This is a genomic window from Microbulbifer regidiadema (SeqCode), assembly GCF_052466995.1.
Genome location: NZ_CP174297.1, coordinates 3,869,776 through 3,889,952, shown reverse-complemented (window position 1 = coordinate 3,889,952; position 20,177 = coordinate 3,869,776). Strand labels below are relative to the sequence as shown.

The 20,177-nt window shown below is 52.2% G+C and carries 20 protein-coding genes; 13 read left to right on the top strand and 7 right to left on the bottom strand.

Going from position 1 to position 20,177, the window contains the following annotated elements; all coding sequences use genetic code 11:
* Positions 1–42 precede the first annotated feature (42 nt).
* On the bottom strand, positions 43–579 hold the full coding sequence (locus ACJJIK_RS16925; protein WP_444929457.1) for a PadR family transcriptional regulator: 537 nt from the start codon (positions 577–579) through the stop codon (positions 43–45).
* Between the two features lie 209 nt (positions 580–788).
* On the opposite strand from ACJJIK_RS16925, the gene alaE reads away from it, so the two are divergent.
* From alaE to ppc, 5 genes are all read left to right on the top strand, one after another.
* Complete coding sequence (gene alaE / locus ACJJIK_RS16920) at positions 789–1,319, top strand: L-alanine exporter AlaE (RefSeq protein WP_444929456.1); 531 nt, start codon at positions 789–791, stop codon at positions 1,317–1,319.
* Between the two features lie 40 nt (positions 1,320–1,359).
* A complete protein-coding gene (locus tag ACJJIK_RS16915; protein WP_444929455.1) occupies positions 1,360–2,061 on the top strand; it encodes an aspartate/glutamate racemase family protein in 702 nt (233 codons plus the stop codon).
* A gap of 369 nt (positions 2,062–2,430) precedes the next feature.
* Entirely contained in the window at positions 2,431–3,801 is a 1,371-nt protein-coding gene (locus ACJJIK_RS16910) for a response regulator (protein ID WP_444943406.1), read from the top strand.
* A 165-nt stretch (positions 3,802–3,966) separates the two neighbouring features.
* Positions 3,967–4,329: a DUF4870 family protein gene (locus ACJJIK_RS16905; RefSeq protein WP_444929453.1), complete on the top strand. Its 363-nt coding sequence runs from the start codon at positions 3,967–3,969 to the stop codon at positions 4,327–4,329.
* Positions 4,330–4,577: 248 nt separating this feature from the next.
* A complete protein-coding gene (gene ppc / locus ACJJIK_RS16900) occupies positions 4,578–7,241 on the top strand; it encodes a phosphoenolpyruvate carboxylase (protein ID WP_444943405.1) in 2,664 nt (887 codons plus the stop codon).
* Between the two features lie 41 nt (positions 7,242–7,282).
* On the opposite strand, the gene ACJJIK_RS16895 is transcribed toward ppc, so the two are convergent.
* Positions 7,283–8,527: a DUF945 family protein gene (locus tag ACJJIK_RS16895; protein WP_444929451.1), complete on the bottom strand. Its 1,245-nt coding sequence runs from the start codon at positions 8,525–8,527 to the stop codon at positions 7,283–7,285.
* Positions 8,528–9,215: 688 nt separating this feature from the next.
* On the opposite strand from ACJJIK_RS16895, the gene ACJJIK_RS16890 reads away from it, so the two are divergent.
* The 3 genes from ACJJIK_RS16890 to ACJJIK_RS16880 all read left to right on the top strand — a co-directional run bounded on the left by ACJJIK_RS16890 (position 9,216) and on the right by ACJJIK_RS16880 (position 11,326).
* Positions 9,216–9,602, top strand: a complete 387-nt coding sequence (locus tag ACJJIK_RS16890) for a hypothetical protein (RefSeq protein ID WP_444929450.1) — start codon at positions 9,216–9,218, stop codon at positions 9,600–9,602.
* A 135-nt stretch (positions 9,603–9,737) separates the two neighbouring features.
* Complete coding sequence (locus ACJJIK_RS16885; RefSeq protein WP_444943404.1) at positions 9,738–10,676, top strand: NADP-dependent oxidoreductase; 939 nt, start codon at positions 9,738–9,740, stop codon at positions 10,674–10,676.
* A gap of 47 nt (positions 10,677–10,723) precedes the next feature.
* Positions 10,724–11,326, top strand: coding sequence for a DUF1287 domain-containing protein (locus ACJJIK_RS16880; RefSeq protein WP_444929448.1), 603 nt, complete (start codon positions 10,724–10,726; stop codon positions 11,324–11,326).
* Positions 11,327–11,350: 24 nt separating this feature from the next.
* Here ACJJIK_RS16880 and ACJJIK_RS16875 read toward each other — a convergent pair whose 3' ends face one another.
* From ACJJIK_RS16875 to ACJJIK_RS16865, 3 genes are read right to left on the bottom strand one after another with little or no spacing between them, the layout of a single operon-like run.
* Positions 11,351–12,205, bottom strand: a complete 855-nt coding sequence (locus ACJJIK_RS16875) for an AraC family transcriptional regulator (protein WP_444943403.1) — start codon at positions 12,203–12,205, stop codon at positions 11,351–11,353.
* Between the two features lie 60 nt (positions 12,206–12,265).
* The gene (locus ACJJIK_RS16870; protein ID WP_444943402.1) at positions 12,266–12,589 is read right to left on the bottom strand and encodes a DUF1330 domain-containing protein; all 324 of its coding nucleotides are present in this window, start codon (positions 12,587–12,589) and stop codon (positions 12,266–12,268) included.
* Positions 12,590–12,611: 22 nt separating this feature from the next.
* Positions 12,612–13,043 (bottom strand): DUF4345 domain-containing protein, encoded by a 432-nt coding sequence (locus ACJJIK_RS16865; RefSeq protein ID WP_444943401.1) that lies wholly within the window; start codon positions 13,041–13,043, stop codon positions 12,612–12,614.
* Between the two features lie 209 nt (positions 13,044–13,252).
* On the opposite strand from ACJJIK_RS16865, the gene ACJJIK_RS16860 reads away from it, so the two are divergent.
* The 5 genes from ACJJIK_RS16860 to ACJJIK_RS16840 all read left to right on the top strand — a co-directional run bounded on the left by ACJJIK_RS16860 (position 13,253) and on the right by ACJJIK_RS16840 (position 17,190).
* Positions 13,253–14,164: an SDR family NAD(P)-dependent oxidoreductase gene (locus tag ACJJIK_RS16860; RefSeq protein WP_444943400.1), complete on the top strand. Its 912-nt coding sequence runs from the start codon at positions 13,253–13,255 to the stop codon at positions 14,162–14,164.
* A 496-nt stretch (positions 14,165–14,660) separates the two neighbouring features.
* Positions 14,661–14,945 (top strand): hypothetical protein, encoded by a 285-nt coding sequence (locus ACJJIK_RS16855; protein ID WP_444943399.1) that lies wholly within the window; start codon positions 14,661–14,663, stop codon positions 14,943–14,945.
* A gap of 308 nt (positions 14,946–15,253) precedes the next feature.
* Complete coding sequence (locus tag ACJJIK_RS16850) at positions 15,254–16,288, top strand: Mut7-C RNAse domain-containing protein (protein ID WP_444943398.1); 1,035 nt, start codon at positions 15,254–15,256, stop codon at positions 16,286–16,288.
* Positions 16,289–16,290: 2 nt separating this feature from the next.
* The gene (locus ACJJIK_RS16845) at positions 16,291–16,722 is read left to right on the top strand and encodes a hypothetical protein (protein ID WP_444943397.1); all 432 of its coding nucleotides are present in this window, start codon (positions 16,291–16,293) and stop codon (positions 16,720–16,722) included.
* Between the two features lie 15 nt (positions 16,723–16,737).
* A complete protein-coding gene (locus ACJJIK_RS16840) occupies positions 16,738–17,190 on the top strand; it encodes a hypothetical protein (RefSeq protein ID WP_444929440.1) in 453 nt (150 codons plus the stop codon).
* Positions 17,191–17,277: 87 nt separating this feature from the next.
* Here ACJJIK_RS16840 and ACJJIK_RS16835 read toward each other — a convergent pair whose 3' ends face one another.
* Both ACJJIK_RS16835 and ACJJIK_RS16830 read right to left on the bottom strand, forming a co-directional pair.
* Positions 17,278–18,177, bottom strand: a complete 900-nt coding sequence (locus ACJJIK_RS16835; protein WP_444943396.1) for a hydroxymethylglutaryl-CoA lyase — start codon at positions 18,175–18,177, stop codon at positions 17,278–17,280.
* Positions 18,177–20,174 (bottom strand): acetyl/propionyl/methylcrotonyl-CoA carboxylase subunit alpha, encoded by a 1,998-nt coding sequence (locus ACJJIK_RS16830; protein WP_444943395.1) that lies wholly within the window; start codon positions 20,172–20,174, stop codon positions 18,177–18,179. Before ACJJIK_RS16830 ends, ACJJIK_RS16835 begins: the two co-directional genes overlap by 1 nt.
* Positions 20,175–20,177 lie beyond the last annotated feature (3 nt).

The following is a 20,177-nucleotide window of genomic DNA, read 5'->3' as shown; positions in this document are numbered from 1 at the left end:
TGCACCCCCTTAAAAAAAAACCGGGCCATGCCCGGTTTTTTTTTAAGGGGTATCGAGCTCTTTGAGCAGATTCTCGGCCCAGTTGATCCAGGTCTTTTCCGCCTCAATCCCCAGCAGCAGGGTCTGGTGTGCCAGCCAGTAGCGCTCCTGCAACGCCACCTCACTTTTTAGCACCCGCTCATTTTGCTCCTGGTAGTTTTCCAGGGAGCTGCGATGCTCGCGCAACTGTGCCTCCAGGGCAGCGCGCATTTCACACCGGCTCAGGTTGTGACCGGCAAACATCCGCACCAGAAAGGGCTCGCGGATTTTCTGCGGTGCGCTGGGCTGTATAACCCAGTCTCGCAGCTCGGCGCGCCCCAGGTCGGTGAGGCTGTAGACTTTTTTGTCCGGCTTACCCGCCTGCGGCTGCTCCTCGCAGTCCAGCAGCCCCTCCTCGTGCAGCTTGTGCAGCTCGCGATACATCTGCTGGTGACTGGCACTCCAGAAATGCGACACACTGCGCTCAAAGCGCCGCTTAAGGTCGTAACCGCTGCCGGGCTCAATATCCAGCAAAGTGAGAACGGCAAAGCGCAGGGACATGAAAACTCCAACTCATCTTATGCAAAGAGTTGCATACTAACCGCAGCCAAGTGCTGGTGGCCAGCGCCCCCATCTTTGTATCGAGATAATTAAATTAACAAATAATCAAATAGTAGGACAAACGTATCGACGGAAACTGCCAGTCGAGATATGAGGCTAGCTTTTATGCAAATTGGAGATATAATCGCCGGCCTGTCGCCAAAGTCGTTATGGCGGCCACTGTCTACGAGGTTGTTTGCTCCATGTCTGCGCCCGCACTATCTCCATCCAGTCCAGATGCCCCCGAGGAAAAGGCTTCTGGTGCGCGCCGCTGGGACTTTGTACTGGACGTCTTCGCCATGAACAGCTTCTCTTGGGCTGTGGCGATCCCCATCGAACTGGTCCTGGCCGGTATGAGCTGGAATGAACACCTGAAAGTTCGCCTGATGGCCCTGGTATTCAATACCTTTATCGCCCGCCCGTTCAGCCTGTATCGCAACTGGGTAGTCAATCGCTTCGGCGGCGGCGGCTTTATCAATAACTACCTGGTAGACACCTTCGTATTCCTCAGCTTCCAGTTCCCTCTATACATGCTCAACATGCGCCTCAGCGGTGCCAGCTGGGACGAAATTGCCACCGCCAGCATCACTTTTATACTGATCGCCGGCTCACTGGGGCGGCCCTATGGAATTTATCTCGACTGGGTGCGCCGAGTGTGGATTAATACGCTGGTCCCCCTGTGGAGCAAACGGGCTGCCTGAGGGGCTACCGATACTCGATTGAGCAATACGAGAAAGGAACATGACTGTGTTGACCGATAACGCCATTGAAAACAGTTCCATGACCGTTGGCGTGGTCGCTGGCACCCCGACAGATACCCGCTTCGGCCTGGACTTCCTCGCCGCGCGCCAGCTTCGCGGAGTGGGCCTGTCCCTATCCTCCTCCCCCCAGGCCCAGACCCAATTACAGGCACTGGAGCGCGACGCCCTCACCCAGCAACTGATCGCAGCCATTGAGCAGCTCTACCAGGCCGGTGCCGAAGCCGCCATGATCTATTGCAACTCACTTTCCGGTGCTGTGGATATGGCTGCGGTAAAGGCGGCCTCCCCTATCGAGGTCGTATCCCCGCTCGAGGTGTACGCAGAACTGACCCAGCGCTATCGCAACTTTGGCCTGCTCGCCGCCAACTGCCAGAGCTGCGCCAATATCGAGCGGGAGATACTCGAGCGCAATACGACAGCCAAGGTTATCGGTATTGGCAATCTGCAAATTGTGGAAGATATCGAAGACGGCCTTGGCGCAGAAATGATCGTTCGCCAACACGCCCTCGACGACTTGGTCGCAGCCCTGGTAAAAAGTGGCGTGCAAATCCTGATTTTGGGTTGCACCCATTTCGATTATTTTTATCGGGAATTACTCGCGCACTGCGACGGTATCCGTCTGTTCCTACCCTCTGAACGCATGCTGCAACTGCTACAGGAACGCATTCCGCAGGCCGCCTAAAATTATTTTTTAGCGACAGCCCGGCACAATTTATTTCGAGCTGTCGCCAAATTACACATCTAGTCCAATAAATTGCCACTAGATCCATTACTGTAATCCGCTGCAATCACTAAATCCCGCCCCAATCCATTAACCCCAAAATAAAGCCGAGCGCAGGACAAATGGGGCCGGCAGGCAAATTTCACACTGGCACAATCATTTAGACGCCACGCTAACCCCCCAGGCAGGAAAAAAATTTCTCTTGTACCAAAAGCAGCCTTATTGCAGTATCAAAATCTGTGATGTGTTTAGGTATTTATTAAAACAAATCGTATAAAGCCCTTGTGGATTTCAGGATTTAGTCCACTTTAAACAACATTGGTTATAAGGATGATAAAAACCACTGTGTCTGCGGGAATCCCCTCCCGTCACGTATTATTACGTGCCATATGCCTCGGCTTTTTGATATTGGCTTCAGTATTTTTATCGAGTACTGTACAAGCCGATGTTATCGGCTCACTAAAAAGTCAGGTTTCACTATTTTGGCTGTTAATACTCAGCGTACTTCTATTACTTATTTGTGCGTTTGCAATAAATAGCCATGTTAAGTTGCGACAATTAGATCGCGAAAGCAGCAATCGGCTCAGAAACTTAAGCAAGGAAAACAGCAAACTTTTCCAGCAATTTCACAGCCGCAACAGCGAATTTACCGCTCTGGAGAAACAGCTGTTCGAGACGCGCTCTGAGCTGGAGAAATTGCACCAGGAGAAATCCGATCTCCTCACCATTACCCGCCATCATTTACAGTCTCCCCTGGATACACTCCTCGGCACTTTAAATTTATTGACCCGCAGTAAAGACAAAAATACCCGCGCCCTGGTTGAGATGGGAAAAAGACAACTCAACAGTGCGCTTAAATCCCTCAATGATTTACACCGGGGCGGCAATACCGAAAGCGTAGAAAGCCCCCCCCTCAAGGACAACTCCAGCCCCAGCAAGCAACTGTCCGTATTGCTGATTGAAAACAACAAACACGACTCCCTTCAGTCCACCCTGGAAACCATGGGCCATAAAGTACAGAGAGAGTGCAACGGAATCGACGGCAGCAGTGCTGCGCTGCAACGGCAATTCGACCTCATTTTGACCGATACCTATCTTCCATTAATGGACGGTGTCGAAGCCGTGCGGGAAATCCGCCGGGAGCGCGGTACCGAATTACCCATTTTTGCCCTGCTGCAAAACGCCAGAGCCGGGGATAAAGAGCGCTACCAGGCCCGGGGATTTACCGGTGTACTCACCCACCCGGTCGGCGACCGCCCGCTGATGCAACTACTCAGCTGGGCGATGCGCCGCAACCAGGGAGGCGGTGCGCCCCGGGGGGCGAAACCCACTCGCCTGCTGAATACCGGCACCCTATTTCGCCTGCGCGATACGCTAGATCACCAGACATTTGCCGAGTTACTCAACGAGCGTACTACCAACCTGCCCAAACATATCACCTCTCTCACCAGCGCGATTACCGGGCGCCACTGGCTGGATGCGGAGCAGCAGGCGCAACAGCTGGCCCGCTCGGCCCTGGAGGTCGGCCTCGAAACCATAGCGGGCCGCCTGCGCACCCTCGCCGCCAACCTCCCTATCGATAGTGAGAGAGAGCACTGTCGCCAGCAGCGCACCGAGCTGCTGCAACTTATGCGCGAATCCGTGCGCCAGCTGAAGGCCTGGCGCGAGCGCAATGTTCACACGGAGTGGGCGCTGAAATAGTTTCCCACGCTGTGCCGCCATATCGAGACAGCACCCTGCGGGGTGCTTATTCAATGTCAATCGCCCAACAACCCACCGCACAAATAAGCCATCCCGGCGCAGCCAAGTTGAAAAGCACTATTTGCACCACACTATATTGGGGTGAATAGCAGAGAGAAAAACGTTATGTCAGAGTATTATCCCAAACGCAGCCGGGAAACGCGTGAACAAAGTGGGCGCGATTTGGCCATCATGGTTTATTTGATTCAGGCGATCAGCTTATTTACCGCCGTACCATTTTTTGTTGGGGTATTAATCAATTACTTTAAGCTCAGCGATGTGCGCGGCACCCTGGCCGAGTCACATTTCCGCTGGCAAATTCGCACCTTTTGGTTCTGGCTGCTGTGGACTGTTATTGGCTCTCTGACTTGGTGGATCTTTGGTTTGGGCTACCTCATTCTCGCCGTTAACTGGGTGTGGGTGATTTATCGGGTAATTCGCGGCTGGTTAACCCTGGCAGACCGGCGCCCCGCCTACGACTACTACTGATAAAAAATAAGTTATTCGGGCCCGGTTTTTTACGGGCCCTGAACAACCCCTGTGCGGTTCGATTTATCCTTTATTCCCCGCGAATTTTTAACCCACCCCAGATACTCCCGCCAAAAATTAACACAGCGATATTAGCCGTTCGGTTTTAGCAACCGTTGCAACTGCAACATTGTATGCTTCGCAACAAAGTGTGCGACTATGTCCCTCCGATTGACTTTCACCGCGTTGCAAACAGGGAGAAATAATTCGTGAGCCAGGACCAGAACGCCCCGCTGCGGGAAGACGTACGCCTGCTGGGAGAAGAACTCGGCACAGTACTGCGCAACCAAGTTGGCGAGCCACTATTTAATACCGTTGAAAATATTCGCCAGGCTGCGGTGGAAAGCCGCAGCAAAGGGGCGATGCAGGCGGACCACTTGCGGGAGCTTCTCGATCCCCTGGACGATGCGACCCTATTGGAAGTCGCCCGAGCTTTCAGCCAGTTTCTCAACCTGGCCAATATTGCCGAGCAGCGCCACCGCGAGCGGCTACACCGCCAGCACCAGCGCTTTCCCGGGGACCCCGATACCGATCGCGGCCTGCGCCAGGTACTGACCGAGCTGAGCAATGCGGGCAAGTCCGCCGAGGAAATCCACAGCACCCTGCAAGCGCTCTCTGTCGAGCTGGTCCTCACCGCCCACCCCACCGAAGTGACGCGCCGCACCCTCATCCGCAAATACGACCGGGTCGCAGATCTACTCAACACACTGGACAGCCCCGATCTGACCAGCGAGGAGTCCCAGGACTTGCGCCGCCACCTACAGGAGCAGATTCTATCCGCCTGGAGCACCGATGAGATCCGCCGCTCCAGGCCCACCCCGGTTGACGAGGCCAAGTGGGGCTTTGCCACCATCGAGCAATCCCTGTGGCAGGCCGTCCCCAAAAGTATGCGGGCGATTGATAGCGAGCTCGCCCTGGCCAAGCTGCCGCCCCTGCCGGTGGACTGGGTTCCCATCCACTTCGCCTCCTGGATGGGGGGAGACCGGGACGGCAACCCCAATGTCACCGCCAGTGTCACCGGGGAGGTCCTGCACCTGGCCCGCTGGATGGCCGCCGACCTCTACCTGCGCGATGTGGAAAGTCTGCTCGCGGATCTGTCCATGCACCGCGCCAGTGAAGAGTTGTTGCAGCGCACCGGCCCCAGCCACGAACCCTACCGCTTGGTGCTGCGCCAGGTTCGCGACCGCCTCAAAGTCACCCGGGAAAAAATGGAGGCCCGTATCGACGGGCGCACAGAGCCTTGTGGACGCGATTTTACCCGCACTGAGCAGCTCGCCGACGAGCTGCACCTGATCGACCGCTCCCTGCGCGCTGTGGGCCTCTCTGCTATCGCCGAGGGCCAGCTCAAAGACACCTTGAGGCGGCTCAACTGCTTTGGCATCACCCTGCTGCGTTTAGATATACGCCAGGAATCCACCCGCCACGCCGACGCCCTGGATGCCATTAGCCGCTATCTGGGCATGGGCAATTACAGCAGCTGGAGCGAAGAAGAGAAGCTGGAGTTCCTGGTATCCGAACTGGACAGCCGCCGCCCACTGGTAGGCGAGAATTTCTACCGAAGTGACTTTTGTGACGCAGAAGTGAGTGAGGTGCTACAGACCTGCCAGGTGATTGCCGAACAGGGCCCCGAGGGGTTGGGGGCCTACGTGATCTCTATGGCGACCACCCCCTCCGATGTTCTCGCCGTAATGCTGCTGCAAAAAATTGCCGGGGTACAGGAGCCGATGCGGGTGGTCCCGCTGTTTGAGACCCTCGACGATCTGGACGGCGCCGCCGCCACTATGAGCACTCTGCTGAATATTCCCCAGTACAAGCAGCGGGTGCTCGATGGCCAGGAGGTGATGATCGGCTACTCCGACTCCGCCAAGGACGCCGGCTTTCTGGGGGCCGCCTGGGCCCAGTACCGCACCCAGGAGGCCCTCACCGGGATATTCCGCAACCACGGCATCCCCCTGACCCTTTTTCACGGCCGGGGCGGCTCCATATCCCGGGGCGGCTCACCGACCCGTATGGCCCTGCTGTCACAGCCGCCGGGATCGGTAGCTGGGCGCATTCGCGTCACCGAGCAGGGCGAGATGATTCGCTTCAAGTACGGCCGACCCTCCGTGGCCGCCTACAACCTGGAGCAATATGTCGCCGCAACTCTGGAGGCGACCCTAATGCCTCCGGCGGAGCCGCGCCCCGAGTGGCGCGCGGAAATGGAGCGGCTCACCGAGGTCTCGGTCAGGCACTACCGCGAAGTCGTGCAGGATGACCCCGCCCTGGTGGCTTACCTGCGCACAGTCACCCCAGAAACCGAGTTGAGCCGCCTGGCCCTGGGCAGCCGCCCGGCGAGGCGCAAACCCGGCGGCGGGGTCGAATCGCTGCGGGCTATTCCCTGGGTTTTTGCCTGGACCCAGATACGACTGATGCTGCCGGCCTGGCTGGGTACCGGTGCCGCGCTGGAAAATGCCCTTAAACAGGCGGATGAAACCGATATCCTGCGGGATATGAGCCATCAGTGGCCCTTTTTCCAGGGGGTTGTGGATATGCTCGAAATGGTATTGGCCAAAGCCGATCCCCGCGTCGCCTCCTGGTATGAAGAGCGGCTCACCAAGGATGCAGAGCTTATCCACCTGGGTGCCAATTTGCGCGAGCGACTCGCCCATACGGTCGAGGCTTTACAGCAGCTGAGCGGGCGGGAGAGCCTATTGGATAACAACCCCGTGATGCACTGGTCCATCCGCGTACGCGACCCCTACACCGACCCACTGCACCTGTTGCAGGCCGAGCTGATGGCGCGCTTGCGAGAGCGGGAGAGTGATGCGCTGTTGGAGAGTGCGCTGATGGTCACTATTGCGGGAATTGCGGCGGGTATGCGCAATACCGGCTAGCAGGTCGAGCGGCTGCAATGCAGCCGCTCGCCACTCATCGATTAGAACCTACCGGTCAGGGCCATCACAAACAGGTCCGCCGGCAGCTGCTCGCCATTCACCTCCAGTTGGCCGCGATTGACCTTGAGATACATCTGCAACTCACCGCTGTCTTCAATCAGCAGACCATAATCCCGCAAAAGCATTGCCTGGCCCATCAGCGGCGACTGCAAAAGCGCTTGCTCAGCCGCGCTTAGTGTCATGCTGCCCACCAACGGTTTGAGCCACTGGTCGATCTCACTGCGGCCTCGGCGCGAGGGCTTGCGCATGCCGCGCCAGTCGATATCCGCATCCACCAGCACCGGGCCATTGCGGGATTGAATCGCCAGCTGTTGCTCCAGGCGCAGCGGTCGACTCATTTCACGAACCCAATCCCGCTCGGGCGCCGGCAGCAGTAGGCGCAGGTAGTGCCCCAGGTCTGCGGTGTTAATTCTCGGCAGGGTCATCTGCTGGCGCACAGAGGTAATCGGTGTCGCCGACTCGACCGTGGGCAGGTTCAGGTCACTGATTACTTTTAAGGTCTGAGCGGCCAACTCTTCCAGGGTCAGGTCCAGACTGATATCGCGCAATTGAACCGGTCCGGAATCCGACTCCGCCCGCAGCAGCGATAAACGCAGCTCCGCACTACCGCCCTCGCCGGGCGTATATTCAAATTCGCCCTCTAAGGGCTCGGTAAACAGTACCTCGATACCCTCACGGATTTGGCGCAGGCTTCCCAATTCCACCATACCGTTCAGCACCGCACCGCTGTAATCGGTAGATACGGCGATCTCCCCGCCGTCAAAGGTCAGCTCGCCAAAGGGGCCGATATTCTGAAAAGGGTCCAGGCGCAGGGTATTCAGCACGCGGTTATCGGCGGTCACCAGGGTTTCCAGGACCACCGGGCTCGCCTGCAAGGCGCCGTAAATGGATTCCAGTTGAGTGCGCAGCTCGGGCTGTAGCTGATCCAGCGCCAGGCGGGTCTCGGTGTAAACCACACCCAGGCGCGGCCCCTTGGAGGTCAGCAGCAGCGGCCCGTGGTGAATCTCTGTGCTGAGCTGGGTAGTGCCATCCGGCAGGGCGACCTCGGTATTGGTCTCAGCGCCAAACCAACCGCGCTCATAGGCGGTGGAGCTGCCCCCCTGCAAGCGGCCCAACTGCTGCTTCCAGATCTCCTCTACCTTGGGACCGATAAAACCCGGCGCGGCCAGCGCAGATATCACCATTAGGGCAAGCACAACAAAGAGAAGTGAACGCAGCAGTTTCATAAAAAATCATCTAGCGAAGGGATTTGCAGCGATATTATCAGATTATCAAGCGAGTGGCTGCGATAGACGGCAGGTTACTTGGCGGAGCCTACAGGTCCCTATTGAACACAAGTTTTGGCCCGGTTTCTCCCACCCGACCCAGGGCAAACTCCGCCGCCAGGGCCAGCAAAACCACTTGCTGTACGGCGGCCCCAATCAGGAAAAATAGCTATTTAAGCAGCCATATATCCACGCTGACTAGCCAGTGAAATGGCTACAGACAGTAAACCCACTATAGGTAGTTCCTAGATTGCCAACATAAGTGACCGCCGCCTGAAACTTATCGATAACCTGGGGGCCGACCTCTTGAGCCGAAGGCGCGATAAACAGATAGTGCAGAATAAAAATTTAGTCGGGCCGAATTTTTATTCGAGTAAATTTCCGAAAATAAAAACTGAATAGGCCGAAAACCAATAAGCCTATTCCCTATCCCGACAAACAGCACCGGGTGCCACAAAAAAAACACTGAATAGAATATTTATTGCCATTCAGACCATCCATTAAAATAACCCTATCGAATAAGCAGGCATTATCTCGATCGAGTCTTAAAATATCCCTTTATCACAACCGAAACTTCCATTAGCGCACATTGGGACCCCTCCCCGGATTGAGTAGACTTATGGCCAAACTAGGAGAAGGAGTAGGCATTATGCGTTATCTTGTTTCAATGGTGCTCTTGTGCTCGCTTGCAGGTTTTAGTTTTGCAGACGACCGCATGACGAGCCTCCCAGCCAATGCTGAGCCCGTACAGATTCTCGGCAAGACTTATTATCAAAGCGGCAATAATTTCTATGCTTTCAATGAGCAGGGCCGTTTTTTCTACCAGGTTCAACCCCCCACCTCAATCCGCAACTACGAGCGTCCCAAGGATATGTCTGTCCGGGGCTCACAGTCCCACTCTAAAACCTGGGGACTGACTAGAGACCAGGTAGAGGGGTGCATGAACTCCGCCGCAGATATGGCCAATGCTAACCCCGCAGTCGGTGGTAAAGTTTATATCCGCGAATACAACCTGTGTATTAATAACTTGCGCTAGCCATTGTGGCTATATTTACTGCTACAAGGGGCCTTCGGGCCCCTTTTTTCAATCGTTATTTTTTTACAGTTACTAAACTAGCAAGTCTTTCAACACGCTAAAGCTATCAATCCTCTAATTTTAGAGCTATGAAATATGCAAGCCGCTATTATCAGGTCTTATGGCAGCCCCATCGAAATTGCAGAGATGCCTAAACCTTCACCGGATAAAAATAGTATTTTAGTAAAGGTTCAATCGGCCAGTATCAACCCCCTCGATAACTGGGCAATATCGGGGGCTTTACAAAATGTAATGCCTGTAAAAATGCCGCATATTGTCGGGTACGATGTTACTGGGACAGTAGTAGAAATTGGCAGCGCTGTCAGAAATTTTAAAATTGGCGATCTGATATTTGCACGCCCCGATACAAATCAAGCGGGTACGATTGCCGAATACACTTCAATCAAAGCAATGGACGCAGCTATCCGCCCCAGCAATCTTTCTAACAATGAGTGTGCCGCTTTCCCTCTCGTGGGTTTAACAGCCTGGCAATCTCTCGTTGAAGTGGGAAAGTTACAGAAAGGACAAAAAGTCCTTATTCATGCCGGCTCTGGCGGAGTCGGTACTATCGCTATTCAAATTGCCAAATATATAGGCGCCTTCGTAGCCACAACCACCAGTGATGCCAACTTTACATTAGTCAAACGGCTCGGTGCCGATACTGTTATCAATTATAAAACCGAAAAATTTGAGGAATTACTCGAGGAGTATGACCTTGTACTCGACTCTTTAGGCGGAGAAATATTAGAAAGTTCTGCCAAAGTTCTTAACAAACATGGTCTATTAGTATCAATCTCCGTCAAAGCTAAAGATTCAGATACTCTAATTGAAAGAATGAGGCAGCGCCTTCAACTCGTCTATTCATGGCCAAGTGGCACTACTCTCGCAGAACTTGCTTCATTACTTGAGAAAGGAGTTATAAAACCGGTTATTGATCGGGTCTACCCCATACATGAAACTCAAGCCGCACTCGACTACCTAAATAAGGGAAGAGCCAAAGGTAAAATAGTCATTGATGTGTTGCAGGGTAAATAAACGATAGTATAGGATTTCAACCTAGAGTCAAAAAAACTGGAGCCCTAGTGAAACGGACATTTCTATTTTTGGGTACCCTGATTTCTGCCGCCAGTTACGCACAAAATCTCAGCTTGGCCGAAGCGGCCCTGGAACGAACGTACCACAAAGTGCGCTACGATCCAGCTTATGTCTCTATTCCCTATCCAAATGGGGATGTACCGGCAGATACCGGTGTTTGCACCGATGTAGTAATCCGCTCATTCAGAAAGCTGGGTATCGATCTACAGAGAGAGGTTCACGAAGATATATCGAGTCATTTCCAAGCCTATCCATCAAAGCGGATATGGGGGCTTTCCCAGCCGGATAAAAATATTGATCACCGCCGCGTACCCAACCTACAAACCTTTTTTACCCGCAAAGGGCTATCGCTCCCCATCACTGCCAAAGCAGAGGATTACCTGCCTGGAGATATTGTTACCTGGATACTGCCCGGCAATCTGCCGCATATCGGTATTGTGACTGCAAAACCCTCATCACACCCCAATCGTTACTTAATTGCTCACAATATTGGCGCTGGGCCAGTGCTGGAAGATATGCTGTTTTCCTTTCAAATTACCGGGCATTATCGCTACAGCGCTGATCAAGTACTCAAGAGGGCTGAACAGTGAGAAAATTGCGTTTTTACTCAGCGATCAGCGCCTCTCTTTGACCGGAATATGCAGATACATTTCCGCTGTCGGGCTGCTAACCTGGTATTTAGGTGGATAAAGCTCGAAGTCCGGTCTCTCGATATAGTCATAATTAGACTTTGGCAACCAGCTTCCCCAGATATACTTTAAGGTCTGTTCCAGGGTGTCGATTGACCCGCGATGGATAAACCTCGCATAGAGTTGCTCCGGTAGTTCCCGGGCCACCATTCCCTCGGGCACTTGAGTCAGGTCGGCAACTGGCGCACAGCAGATATAATTAAACCGAATTTCATCGCCGGCTTCCTCGTAACACTCATAGATACCAAAAGATTCATCGCCAATGCGGTTGGGGATCTGATCTCTGTAGGGGCGAAAAGCAGACCAGAGCTTTGGCAAGCTGAGGTTTTCGTGATCGTACTCCTGCGCTACCCCCACCAGTTGCATCGCCGGGCGCGCAATAATTTGTGGCTCCATAGAGAGTTCGTTTTGCAAAAAGTGCAGCATATGCGGGCTAAATTGATCTTTATACAACAAGCGGAAAGGGTCTTGCTGCTTACGATACTGCGCCGGAGTTACATTAAATAAAGCTTTAAATGCACGCGTAAAGGCTTCCTGGGAATCAAATTGACACTCCATCGCAAGTTCAAGAATGCCTATATCCTCACTCAGCAACCTCTTTGCCGCGACCGTCAAGCGGCGCTTGCGCAAATACTCTTTCGGCGAATCCCCCACTAATGCTTTAAAAATTCGGCTGAAATGGTAGGTTGAATAATGAGAGGCAGCGGCAATTTCATGAACGGTAATTTTGTCATATAGATGCTGCTCTACGAAATTGATACTTTTAAAAAACCGTTGCATAAGAGGCTCCTTTTTTGCCAGTTTACGCCGGGGAAGCGAGATTTTCGAGTCCCGCCCTGCCTATTCGACCTGTGCTTGAAGTTCAATCCGCTCACTGGTGATATAGAAACGTAAATGAGCAAACGCCCTGTCTCTCAGCGGAATCAGTGCCCGATAGGCGGTATCATTGAAGAGCGCATGGATCGCCGCTCGATCGGGAAAAGACAACACGGCAAACCCCTGTGCCGACTCGCCCCCATCCAGCGCCTCCTCAACCTCATAAGAGGCAATAGGAACCCCACCATAGCGCTGAATTAGCGCCGGGATCTTGCTTAGATAAGCCTGTAAAGCCTGCGTTTCCTGCGGGTTTGGCGAGGATTCTATATGTAGAAATACTGGTAACATAATCACAATCTCCAGTGTATCGCTAGTTTTGCAAGGCAACTCGTCTGTACCAGACAACCAGCAGAGGAACAATTGCAAGCTCGATAATCGTCGGCGGCAGTACCTGTTCGTCTACCAGTCCAAACTCCAGGATATTGGTTAATCGGCCCAGACCGCCAATAAACAGGGACAAAGCCGCGAAATAAAATAGCGCCTTATTTTTTTCAATATTTCGAAGAAAATAGAGTAAAACCAGACCCTGCGTAAAGAAAACCCCAAAGGCAAACCGGTATTGATTATCCCCAAGTCCCCGCAAGGGGCTATCCGCTGAAAAAATCATCGCGCCACCACTTAGAGCAGCACTGCCATTGAGACCGCCAAAAGCACTGATACCCCCCGGGACAAAACAGATTAGCGCCAGTGCCACCACTAGCAACTGGAAAATTTTTCTTTCTGTAGCACTCACCTGATTCATGATGTCAGCCCTGTTTAGCGTGTTTGAAGAGATGGTTTAAGCATATTGCCCGGTGAGAGCTTATTTTTGATATTTCTTGCGCTCTTGCGATATCACAAAGACAGCAAGAAATGTCAAAACCCAAGACGCTTAACCCCTTATCTTTCTCCCCAACAGCCGGGCACATCCATATCTGGACACCGGTCCCCAACATCTACAGAGACAGAAAGATGATTCAGAGCGTATTGATTACCGGAGCAAATGCGGGCTTAGGCAAGGAGTGCGCCAGGCAACTGGCAGAGTACCCGCAGATTAACAAGATCTACCTCGGCTGCCGCAATCTACAGAAAGCCAAAGAAGCCCAAGCAGATCTGGTAGCGGAGACCGGCAGAAATATCTTCGAAGTATTACTTATTGATGTCGCGGATCAACAATCCGTGAAAGAAGCGGTGAAAACCCTCAACTCACCGATTGATGCCCTGGCTATGAATGCTGGCGGTACCGGAGGTAAAGCGTTTTATCAGAAAACCCGCGAGGGAGTCACACAAATTTTTGCCGTCAACCTACTCGGGCACGTGCTCCTGACTAACGAATTGCTAAGAGCCAACAAGTTAACCCAGGCCGCCATCTACGCCGGCTCCGAAGCCGCTCGCGGTGTAAAGGAGATGGGTATGAAGAGACCGGATCTGAAAAGCGCCTCTGTGCAGGAGTTTATGCAGATCTGTGAAGGGCAGCTCTATGCCAGTAGCAAAGATGCCACAGTACCCTACGGCCCGATAAAGTATATGGGCGCCCTGTGGATGTCTTCCATGGCGCGGGAATTCCCCCATATCCGCTTCGTAACCATGAGTCCCGGGGCGACTGTAGGCACCGAGGGCTTTAATACCCTGTCATTATTCAAACAATATATGATGAAGGGCATGATGCGGATTATGCTGCTACTGGGCAAGGTCCACAAAGTAGAAGTGGGCGCCAAACGCTATATCGACGCTCTGCTGGATACATCTTTCCGCACGGGTATCTTTTACGGCAGTGAACGCGGATTAACTGGCCCTATTGGTGAACAGCGGAAGCTTTTCCCAGACCTGGACAATCCAACCTATCAGGACAATGCCAAAACGGCGATCAATCACTTTATTTAATCCCCTGTGCCATCAGGTAGGGAACCCCTGCGCCTTACCTGAACTCAACCTGAGAGTGCCCGCCTAACCCTAAATAATCCCCCCCTTCCTTACCTCCATCCAAACCCGATAACTGTGGATAAGTTCGTTAGGTTTTTGCAAGCCTACTCAAACCAGGGAACCCCTGAAAGGTTTTACCGCATCCACTACGTATTTCGATCTGAATACAGCATAAGATAGTAGAAACTGGCTCGCAAATGAGGAGGACATAAGTAACTTCAGAAGACTATCATATAAAGATATTTCATTTATACACTGAGCTCTGGAAGGGTATATTGACCTTATTAAGTTTGATATCGACTCAGACGAGCTTGAAGTTGATAAATACCTGGACCTTCAAGAGGATTTAATCTGCTACGAAAAACCACTTTATGGCTTTCAAAAACCTGAAAAAATCTATTGAATTAAAGCTAATTTCATCAACTCAACTTCCAGCAAAAAACGACAGGGGAAAATTATGAAGAATATTCACCAACCGATTAAAGATATCATGTCGTACTATGCCAGCAAACTATCGAATCAAGAGGTTTTAGACATACTACAAAAAAACTCCATTGAATCTAAACGTGAGGCAAAGGATATTCTTTTATTTCTTGACTCTATGTGCATTGAAATTAGCAAAGACGCACAAAATAACACCCTAGTACTTCGGCAGCCGATTAAGACCGTTGATGCAGAAAAGGTCTGCGATATTATTGAAGATTATATAGAGGCAATCGGCTATGGAAACGACGCAAATTAACCCTGGGAAACTTACAAAGTTATCCTCCGCCCACATAACCATCTTTCAGCTTGAGGGCCTTAGAACCATCGGCAGCTTGTTAACAGCTTCACACTGACAACCGCTAAATTACTCTTTACATCAGGCATAACGATTGATTATTATCACTCCAAGGTAGCTTCAGCCCTTTCTTCCCACAAGAGCAGATCAATCGATCGTGAAGAGTGAACTCCCAGTCAAAGTTAGTTCATCAATAGCTTATTCTCAAGTAATCAACCGCGATATGCCATAGAGTGGGACAAGGGCTCATCGCAAGATTGAGAAATAAGATGTTGTACTCTATATCAAGCCAGGCCCTTAAACAGCAAGTCAAGGTTGCCACCAAGTTTTGGCCCTTCGCAGGCGCCAAAGCCTCTCACACAAGAGAAATTTTGTGTCGCCTATACGGTTATAAAAGCTACCATCACTTCCAAAAAATAGCATCACACAGTCACTGTGATAAGAAGCCTCTAGATGCTAAAGCTGTCACAATGAAGCTACCCGAGTGGTCAGCCAAGCTTGCTGCTCTCGGGAGAATGAACCAAGCCCAGTCAAAGCAATTGATTATCAGGCTTTGGTATGGATATTTAAAAGAGTACAAGGATACCCTTCTATATCAAAGTGAAGTTCGTTTCTACGGTGAGTGCCAGGACTTTACCAGCAACAACAATTCACTAACTTATCACTTCGACGCTAGTCCCAGCGTCAAAGACTGCATTGAGTCCCTAGGTGTTCCCCATACCGAGATAGGCAGTATTCGTATCAATGGAGACCTCTCTGAGTTTACCACCCCTGTCAGAGACCAGGACTACATCGAAGTTTTCCCCAGCAAGCCAGGTAGCTATTTTGCTTGTAAACCAGCAAAGCTTACTTTTTTATTAGACGTCCACCTGGGGGCACTTGCCCGCTACCTTCGAATGGCTGGATTTGACACCCTTTATCACCCACAAGATCAGGGAGATAAGCTGTTAGCAGAAGTAGCAGCGCTGCAAGATTACGTACTACTGACCAGGGATATAGGCCTACTTAAACACGCGAAAGTCAGCTATGGACGCTGGCTGCGCAATCAAGATCCTGAGGCTCAGTTTTTGGAAGTAGTAAAACACTATCAACTTTCACAAGCTTTTAAGCCATTTAGCCGTTGCATAAAATGTAATGGTAAAATTGGAAAGGTCGTGACCGAAAGCATTATTGACAAAGTCCCTACAAGCGTTCTTGAGGTGCAGAAAGAGTTCAGCCAGTGCCAAGTATGCAAACAAGTTTACTGGACAGGCTCTCATTTTAAGAGGATGGAGGCATTGCTCTCTAAGGCAATGGAGGTATAAGCATGTTATCAAGGAAGCTAAAACAAAAAGCCCATGACTCACTTCTTCTGGCCAGCACACAAATAGTTCAGCGAAGTCAGATCTTTCTCTCTACAGGACAAAACCTGGAAAAGCTCCCGCTAAAAATAAAAAATACTAGTACTCTTTTCAAGCCAAAGAAGTGTTATATATGTAAAGAGCCATATCAAAAGATTGGAAAAATCTATCACTCTCTTTGCCCTTCTTGTGCTGATTTCAATAGCAGTAAAAGAGGTTATAGTGCCCCTATGCAAGGCTATCGCGCTCTAATAACCGGAGGCCGTATAAAAATTGGCTTTGCGACTGCACTTAAGTTGCTTAGAGCTGGCGCCGAAGTATTGATCACAACAAGGTTTACTAGTGATGCCGCCAGGCGATTCCAGCAGGCTACATGGAAAATAACTGAGCATACTTAATCCACAAGGTGTATTTTGAAAGTTAAATTGAAAAAACTGATAGCTCGAGGAGCTATTACCCTGTCAATTTTATTATTTGGCTCTATTACAGCATACTTTATAGCTTTTGATCCTCCAAAAATGGCTATGGATAGGGCTAAAGATTTGGTATTTTCATTCCAAAAATTGGATCGAAAAAGCTTCGAGACCCACTGGTCTAAGTCTCACGGTCCTGTGCCTACAAATCAGGAAATAAGAGAAGAAATTATATCTTGGGGAGAGAAACAAGGTGAATTTATAAACATTGAGGAGATCAAGGAGCTAGATATAAGAAAGCATATTTCATTTACTGGCAAGGGCATCACTCATATATATAAATATCAAATCCTCTGTAAATTTACTAAGGGGGATGTAATATTTATTGTATCAGTGAAAGGCAACAGAGGTGGATTTGAGGTACTAAATCTTACTATGGGCAACCCTATTTAAATTTAGCACCGACAAGAATTTTTCTGAAACGCTCTAAATGGTTCTCTCCAGGAAAAATCCATACCCTGGAGAGAGCCCACTACTCACTCAACAAGGCACCAAAGCCTTAGCCACACGGGAGTTGGTCTCCCGCCCCAGCTGTTCAGAAATAAAGTTCCCTGCCTCTGCCAGCAACTGTAAATCCACGCCGGTTTCAATACCCATGCCATTGAGCATATAGAGTACATCCTCACTGGCAACATTACCGGAAGCGCCACGGGCATAGGGACAGCCGCCCAGGCCGGCTACGGCGGAATCTACTACTGCGACCCCCATTTGTAAGGCCGCGTAGATATTGGCCAACGCCTGGCCGTAGGTATCGTGGAAATGCACCGCAAGTTTTTCCACGGGTACGCGGGCCATCACCAGCTCCAGCATACGCTTGGCGGATTCCGGGGTGCCGACACCGATGGTGTCGCCGAGGGAGATTTCGTAGCAACCCATTTCCAGTAGAGCGGCACTAACTTCTGCCACTTTGGCCGGATCAATATCACCCTCATAGGGGCAACCAAGTACGCAGGATACGTAACCGCGCACGGGTATGCCGTCTTGCTTCGCTTTTTCCACCAGTGGGCGGAAGCGCTCCAGACTCTCAGCGATACTGCAATTAATATTTTTCTGGGTGAAGGCTTCTGAAGCCGCGCCGAATACGGCGACCTCATCGGCATTGGCTTCCACTGCGCGCTCATAACCTTTTAAGTTTGGCGTGAGCGCGCTGTAGATAACACCGTCTTTGCGCTGGATACCCGCCAGCACTTCCTCGCTGGCGGCCATTTGCGGTACCCACTTGGGGCTGACAAAACTGCCGGCTTCAATAACCGACAGCCCACTGGCACTGAGCTTGTCCACCAGAGCGATACGGGTCTCCACAGAGATAGGCTGCTTTTCATTTTGCAGCCCATCGCGGGGCCCCACTTCGACGATTTTGACCTGCTTGGGCAAAGTCATTATTGCTCCTCCCCAGCAAAATCCACCAGCAGACTGCCACCATCCACCAGCTCGCCTTCGGCGCAGAAGAACTGCTGCACGGTGCCGGCGGCTGGAGCCCGCAGGGTGTGTTCCATTTTCATGGCTTCCATTACCAGTAGCGGCTGGTCTTTTTCCACCGTAGAGCCGGGCTCAACCAGCAGCGAAATTATGGTGCCGTTCATGGGGGCGTCGAGGCCGTGGGCGTGGTCATTGCTCTCACCAATATCCGGTGGCAGCAGCTTAAATTCCACTTGGGTACCATCGATAAATACAGCACCACCATCGCGGGTGTCCACGGCAGAGAAACTCATGCGACGACCATCCACCAGCATCAAGTCGCGTCCCAGAAGCCGAATCTCACCGCTGTTTTGTTCCTCAGGCAAAGCATCGCAAGTCCAGCGCAGGTTATCGCCCTCCGCAACAAAGCGAATTTGAGCGTGCTGGCCACGGTAGTCCACGGTCTGGGTGCGACTGGCAGCCAGAGCATTACGCCAGTTATCGCCATTGTGCCAAGGGGAGAAAGGGTCCCGCTGCGGTGCGCAGTTGCGCAGATCGCGCTCTTCACGCTGCTGCAAATAACCGGCAATAGCAGCGCATTTCAGCGGCGTTAGTGTCTGCTCCTGGTGCAGCACTTCCGCTTCGTAATCCTCGATAAAGTGGGTCGAAATACAACCGCTGGCAAAGGCTTGGTGATTGATCACTCGGCGCAGGAATTCGATATTGTGGCGCACACCAGCAATCTGGTAATCGCGCAGTGCGCGATCCAGTTTGGCCAGGGCTTCTTTGCGGGTGCGGCCGTGGCAGATCAATTTGGCGATCATCGGGTCGTAATGCACGCTGATTTCATCGCCGGTTTGCACACCAGTATCCACCCGCACGCCCTCGCCTTCCGCCGGGGGTTGGTGACGTACCAACACACCTGTTGCCGGCAGGAAATCATTGTCTGGGTCTTCGGCGTAAATACGCACTTCCATGGCGTGACCGTTGATCTGCAGCTCATCCTGGCTCATGGGCAAGGTATCACCAGCGGCAACTGACAGCTGCCAGGCCACCAGATCCTGGTCGGTGATCATTTCCGTCACCGGGTGCTCCACCTGCAGGCGGGTATTCATTTCCATAAAGTAGAAGGCACCGCTGGCATCCAGCAGGAATTCCACCGTGCCGGCACCCACGTAACCAATCGCGTGGGCCGCGCGCAGGGCCGCTTCCCCCATGCGGGCGCGCAGCTCCGGAGTCATGCCCGGTGCGGGAGCTTCTTCCACTACTTTTTGGTGGCGGCGCTGCACCGAGCAGTCCCGCTCAAACAGGTAGACACCGTTGCCCTGTTGATCGCAGAACACCTGGATTTCCACATGGCGGGGACTCACCACATAGCGCTCCAGCAACATGATATCGTCGCCAAAGGCATTCATGGCTTCACGCTTGGCGGCAGCCAGTGCTTCGTGAAACTCATCAGCTCTATCAACACGGCGCATGCCCTTACCGCCGCCACCGGCAGCGGCTTTCAACAACACCGGATAACCGATGCGATTGGCGTGGCCTTCTAACAGATCTTCATTTTGGTTGGTGCCGTGGTAACCGGGCACCAGGGGCACATTAGCCTCTTCCATAATGCGTTTAGCGGCGGACTTGGAGCCCATCGCCTCGATCGCGCCAGTGGGCGGACCGACAAAAATAATACCGGCGCTATCGCAGGCGCGGCAAAACTCGGCGTTTTCCGACAGGAAACCGTAACCCGGATGGATGGCATCAGAGCCAGTCTGTTTGGCAGCACCCAATACCTTGTCGATATCCAGATACGAATCCCTGGCCGGGGCCGGACCCAGGTGCACCGCTTCATCCGCCATCTGCACATGCAGGGCGTCAGCATCCGCATCGGAATAAACGGCGACAGTGGCCACCCCCAGGCGGCGTGCGGTCTTGATAATACGGCAGGCAATTTCGCCGCGATTAGCTATCAACAGTTTGCGAATCATAAA

What these genes read in the sequence shown, in the direction of transcription:
- ACJJIK_RS16855 (WP_444943399.1), top strand. Translation starts at nt 14,661, where the DNA reads ATGAAGAATATTCACCAACCGATTAAAGATATCATGTCGTACTATGCC.
- ACJJIK_RS16885 (WP_444943404.1), top strand. Translation starts at nt 9,738, where the DNA reads ATGCAAGCCGCTATTATCAGGTCTTATGGCAGCCCCATCGAAATTGCA.
- ACJJIK_RS16875 (WP_444943403.1), bottom strand. Translation starts at nt 12,205, where the DNA reads ATGCAACGGTTTTTTAAAAGTATCAATTTCGTAGAGCAGCATCTATAT.
- ACJJIK_RS16845 (WP_444943397.1), top strand. Translation starts at nt 16,291, where the DNA reads ATGTTATCAAGGAAGCTAAAACAAAAAGCCCATGACTCACTTCTTCTG.
- ACJJIK_RS16910 (WP_444943406.1), top strand. Translation starts at nt 2,431, where the DNA reads ATGATAAAAACCACTGTGTCTGCGGGAATCCCCTCCCGTCACGTATTA.
- alaE (WP_444929456.1), top strand. Translation starts at nt 789, where the DNA reads ATGGCGGCCACTGTCTACGAGGTTGTTTGCTCCATGTCTGCGCCCGCA.
- ACJJIK_RS16895 (WP_444929451.1), bottom strand. Translation starts at nt 8,527, where the DNA reads ATGAAACTGCTGCGTTCACTTCTCTTTGTTGTGCTTGCCCTAATGGTG.
- ACJJIK_RS16925 (WP_444929457.1), bottom strand. Translation starts at nt 579, where the DNA reads ATGTCCCTGCGCTTTGCCGTTCTCACTTTGCTGGATATTGAGCCCGGC.
- ACJJIK_RS16915 (WP_444929455.1), top strand. Translation starts at nt 1,360, where the DNA reads ATGACTGTGTTGACCGATAACGCCATTGAAAACAGTTCCATGACCGTT.
- ACJJIK_RS16870 (WP_444943402.1), bottom strand. Translation starts at nt 12,589, where the DNA reads ATGTTACCAGTATTTCTACATATAGAATCCTCGCCAAACCCGCAGGAA.
- ACJJIK_RS16890 (WP_444929450.1), top strand. Translation starts at nt 9,216, where the DNA reads ATGCGTTATCTTGTTTCAATGGTGCTCTTGTGCTCGCTTGCAGGTTTT.
- ACJJIK_RS16905 (WP_444929453.1), top strand. Translation starts at nt 3,967, where the DNA reads ATGTCAGAGTATTATCCCAAACGCAGCCGGGAAACGCGTGAACAAAGT.
- ACJJIK_RS16865 (WP_444943401.1), bottom strand. Translation starts at nt 13,043, where the DNA reads ATGAATCAGGTGAGTGCTACAGAAAGAAAAATTTTCCAGTTGCTAGTG.
- ACJJIK_RS16835 (WP_444943396.1), bottom strand. Translation starts at nt 18,177, where the DNA reads ATGACTTTGCCCAAGCAGGTCAAAATCGTCGAAGTGGGGCCCCGCGAT.
- ACJJIK_RS16850 (WP_444943398.1), top strand. Translation starts at nt 15,254, where the DNA reads ATGTTGTACTCTATATCAAGCCAGGCCCTTAAACAGCAAGTCAAGGTT.
- ACJJIK_RS16830 (WP_444943395.1), bottom strand. Translation starts at nt 20,174, where the DNA reads ATGATTCGCAAACTGTTGATAGCTAATCGCGGCGAAATTGCCTGCCGT.
- ACJJIK_RS16860 (WP_444943400.1), top strand. Translation starts at nt 13,253, where the DNA reads ATGATTCAGAGCGTATTGATTACCGGAGCAAATGCGGGCTTAGGCAAG.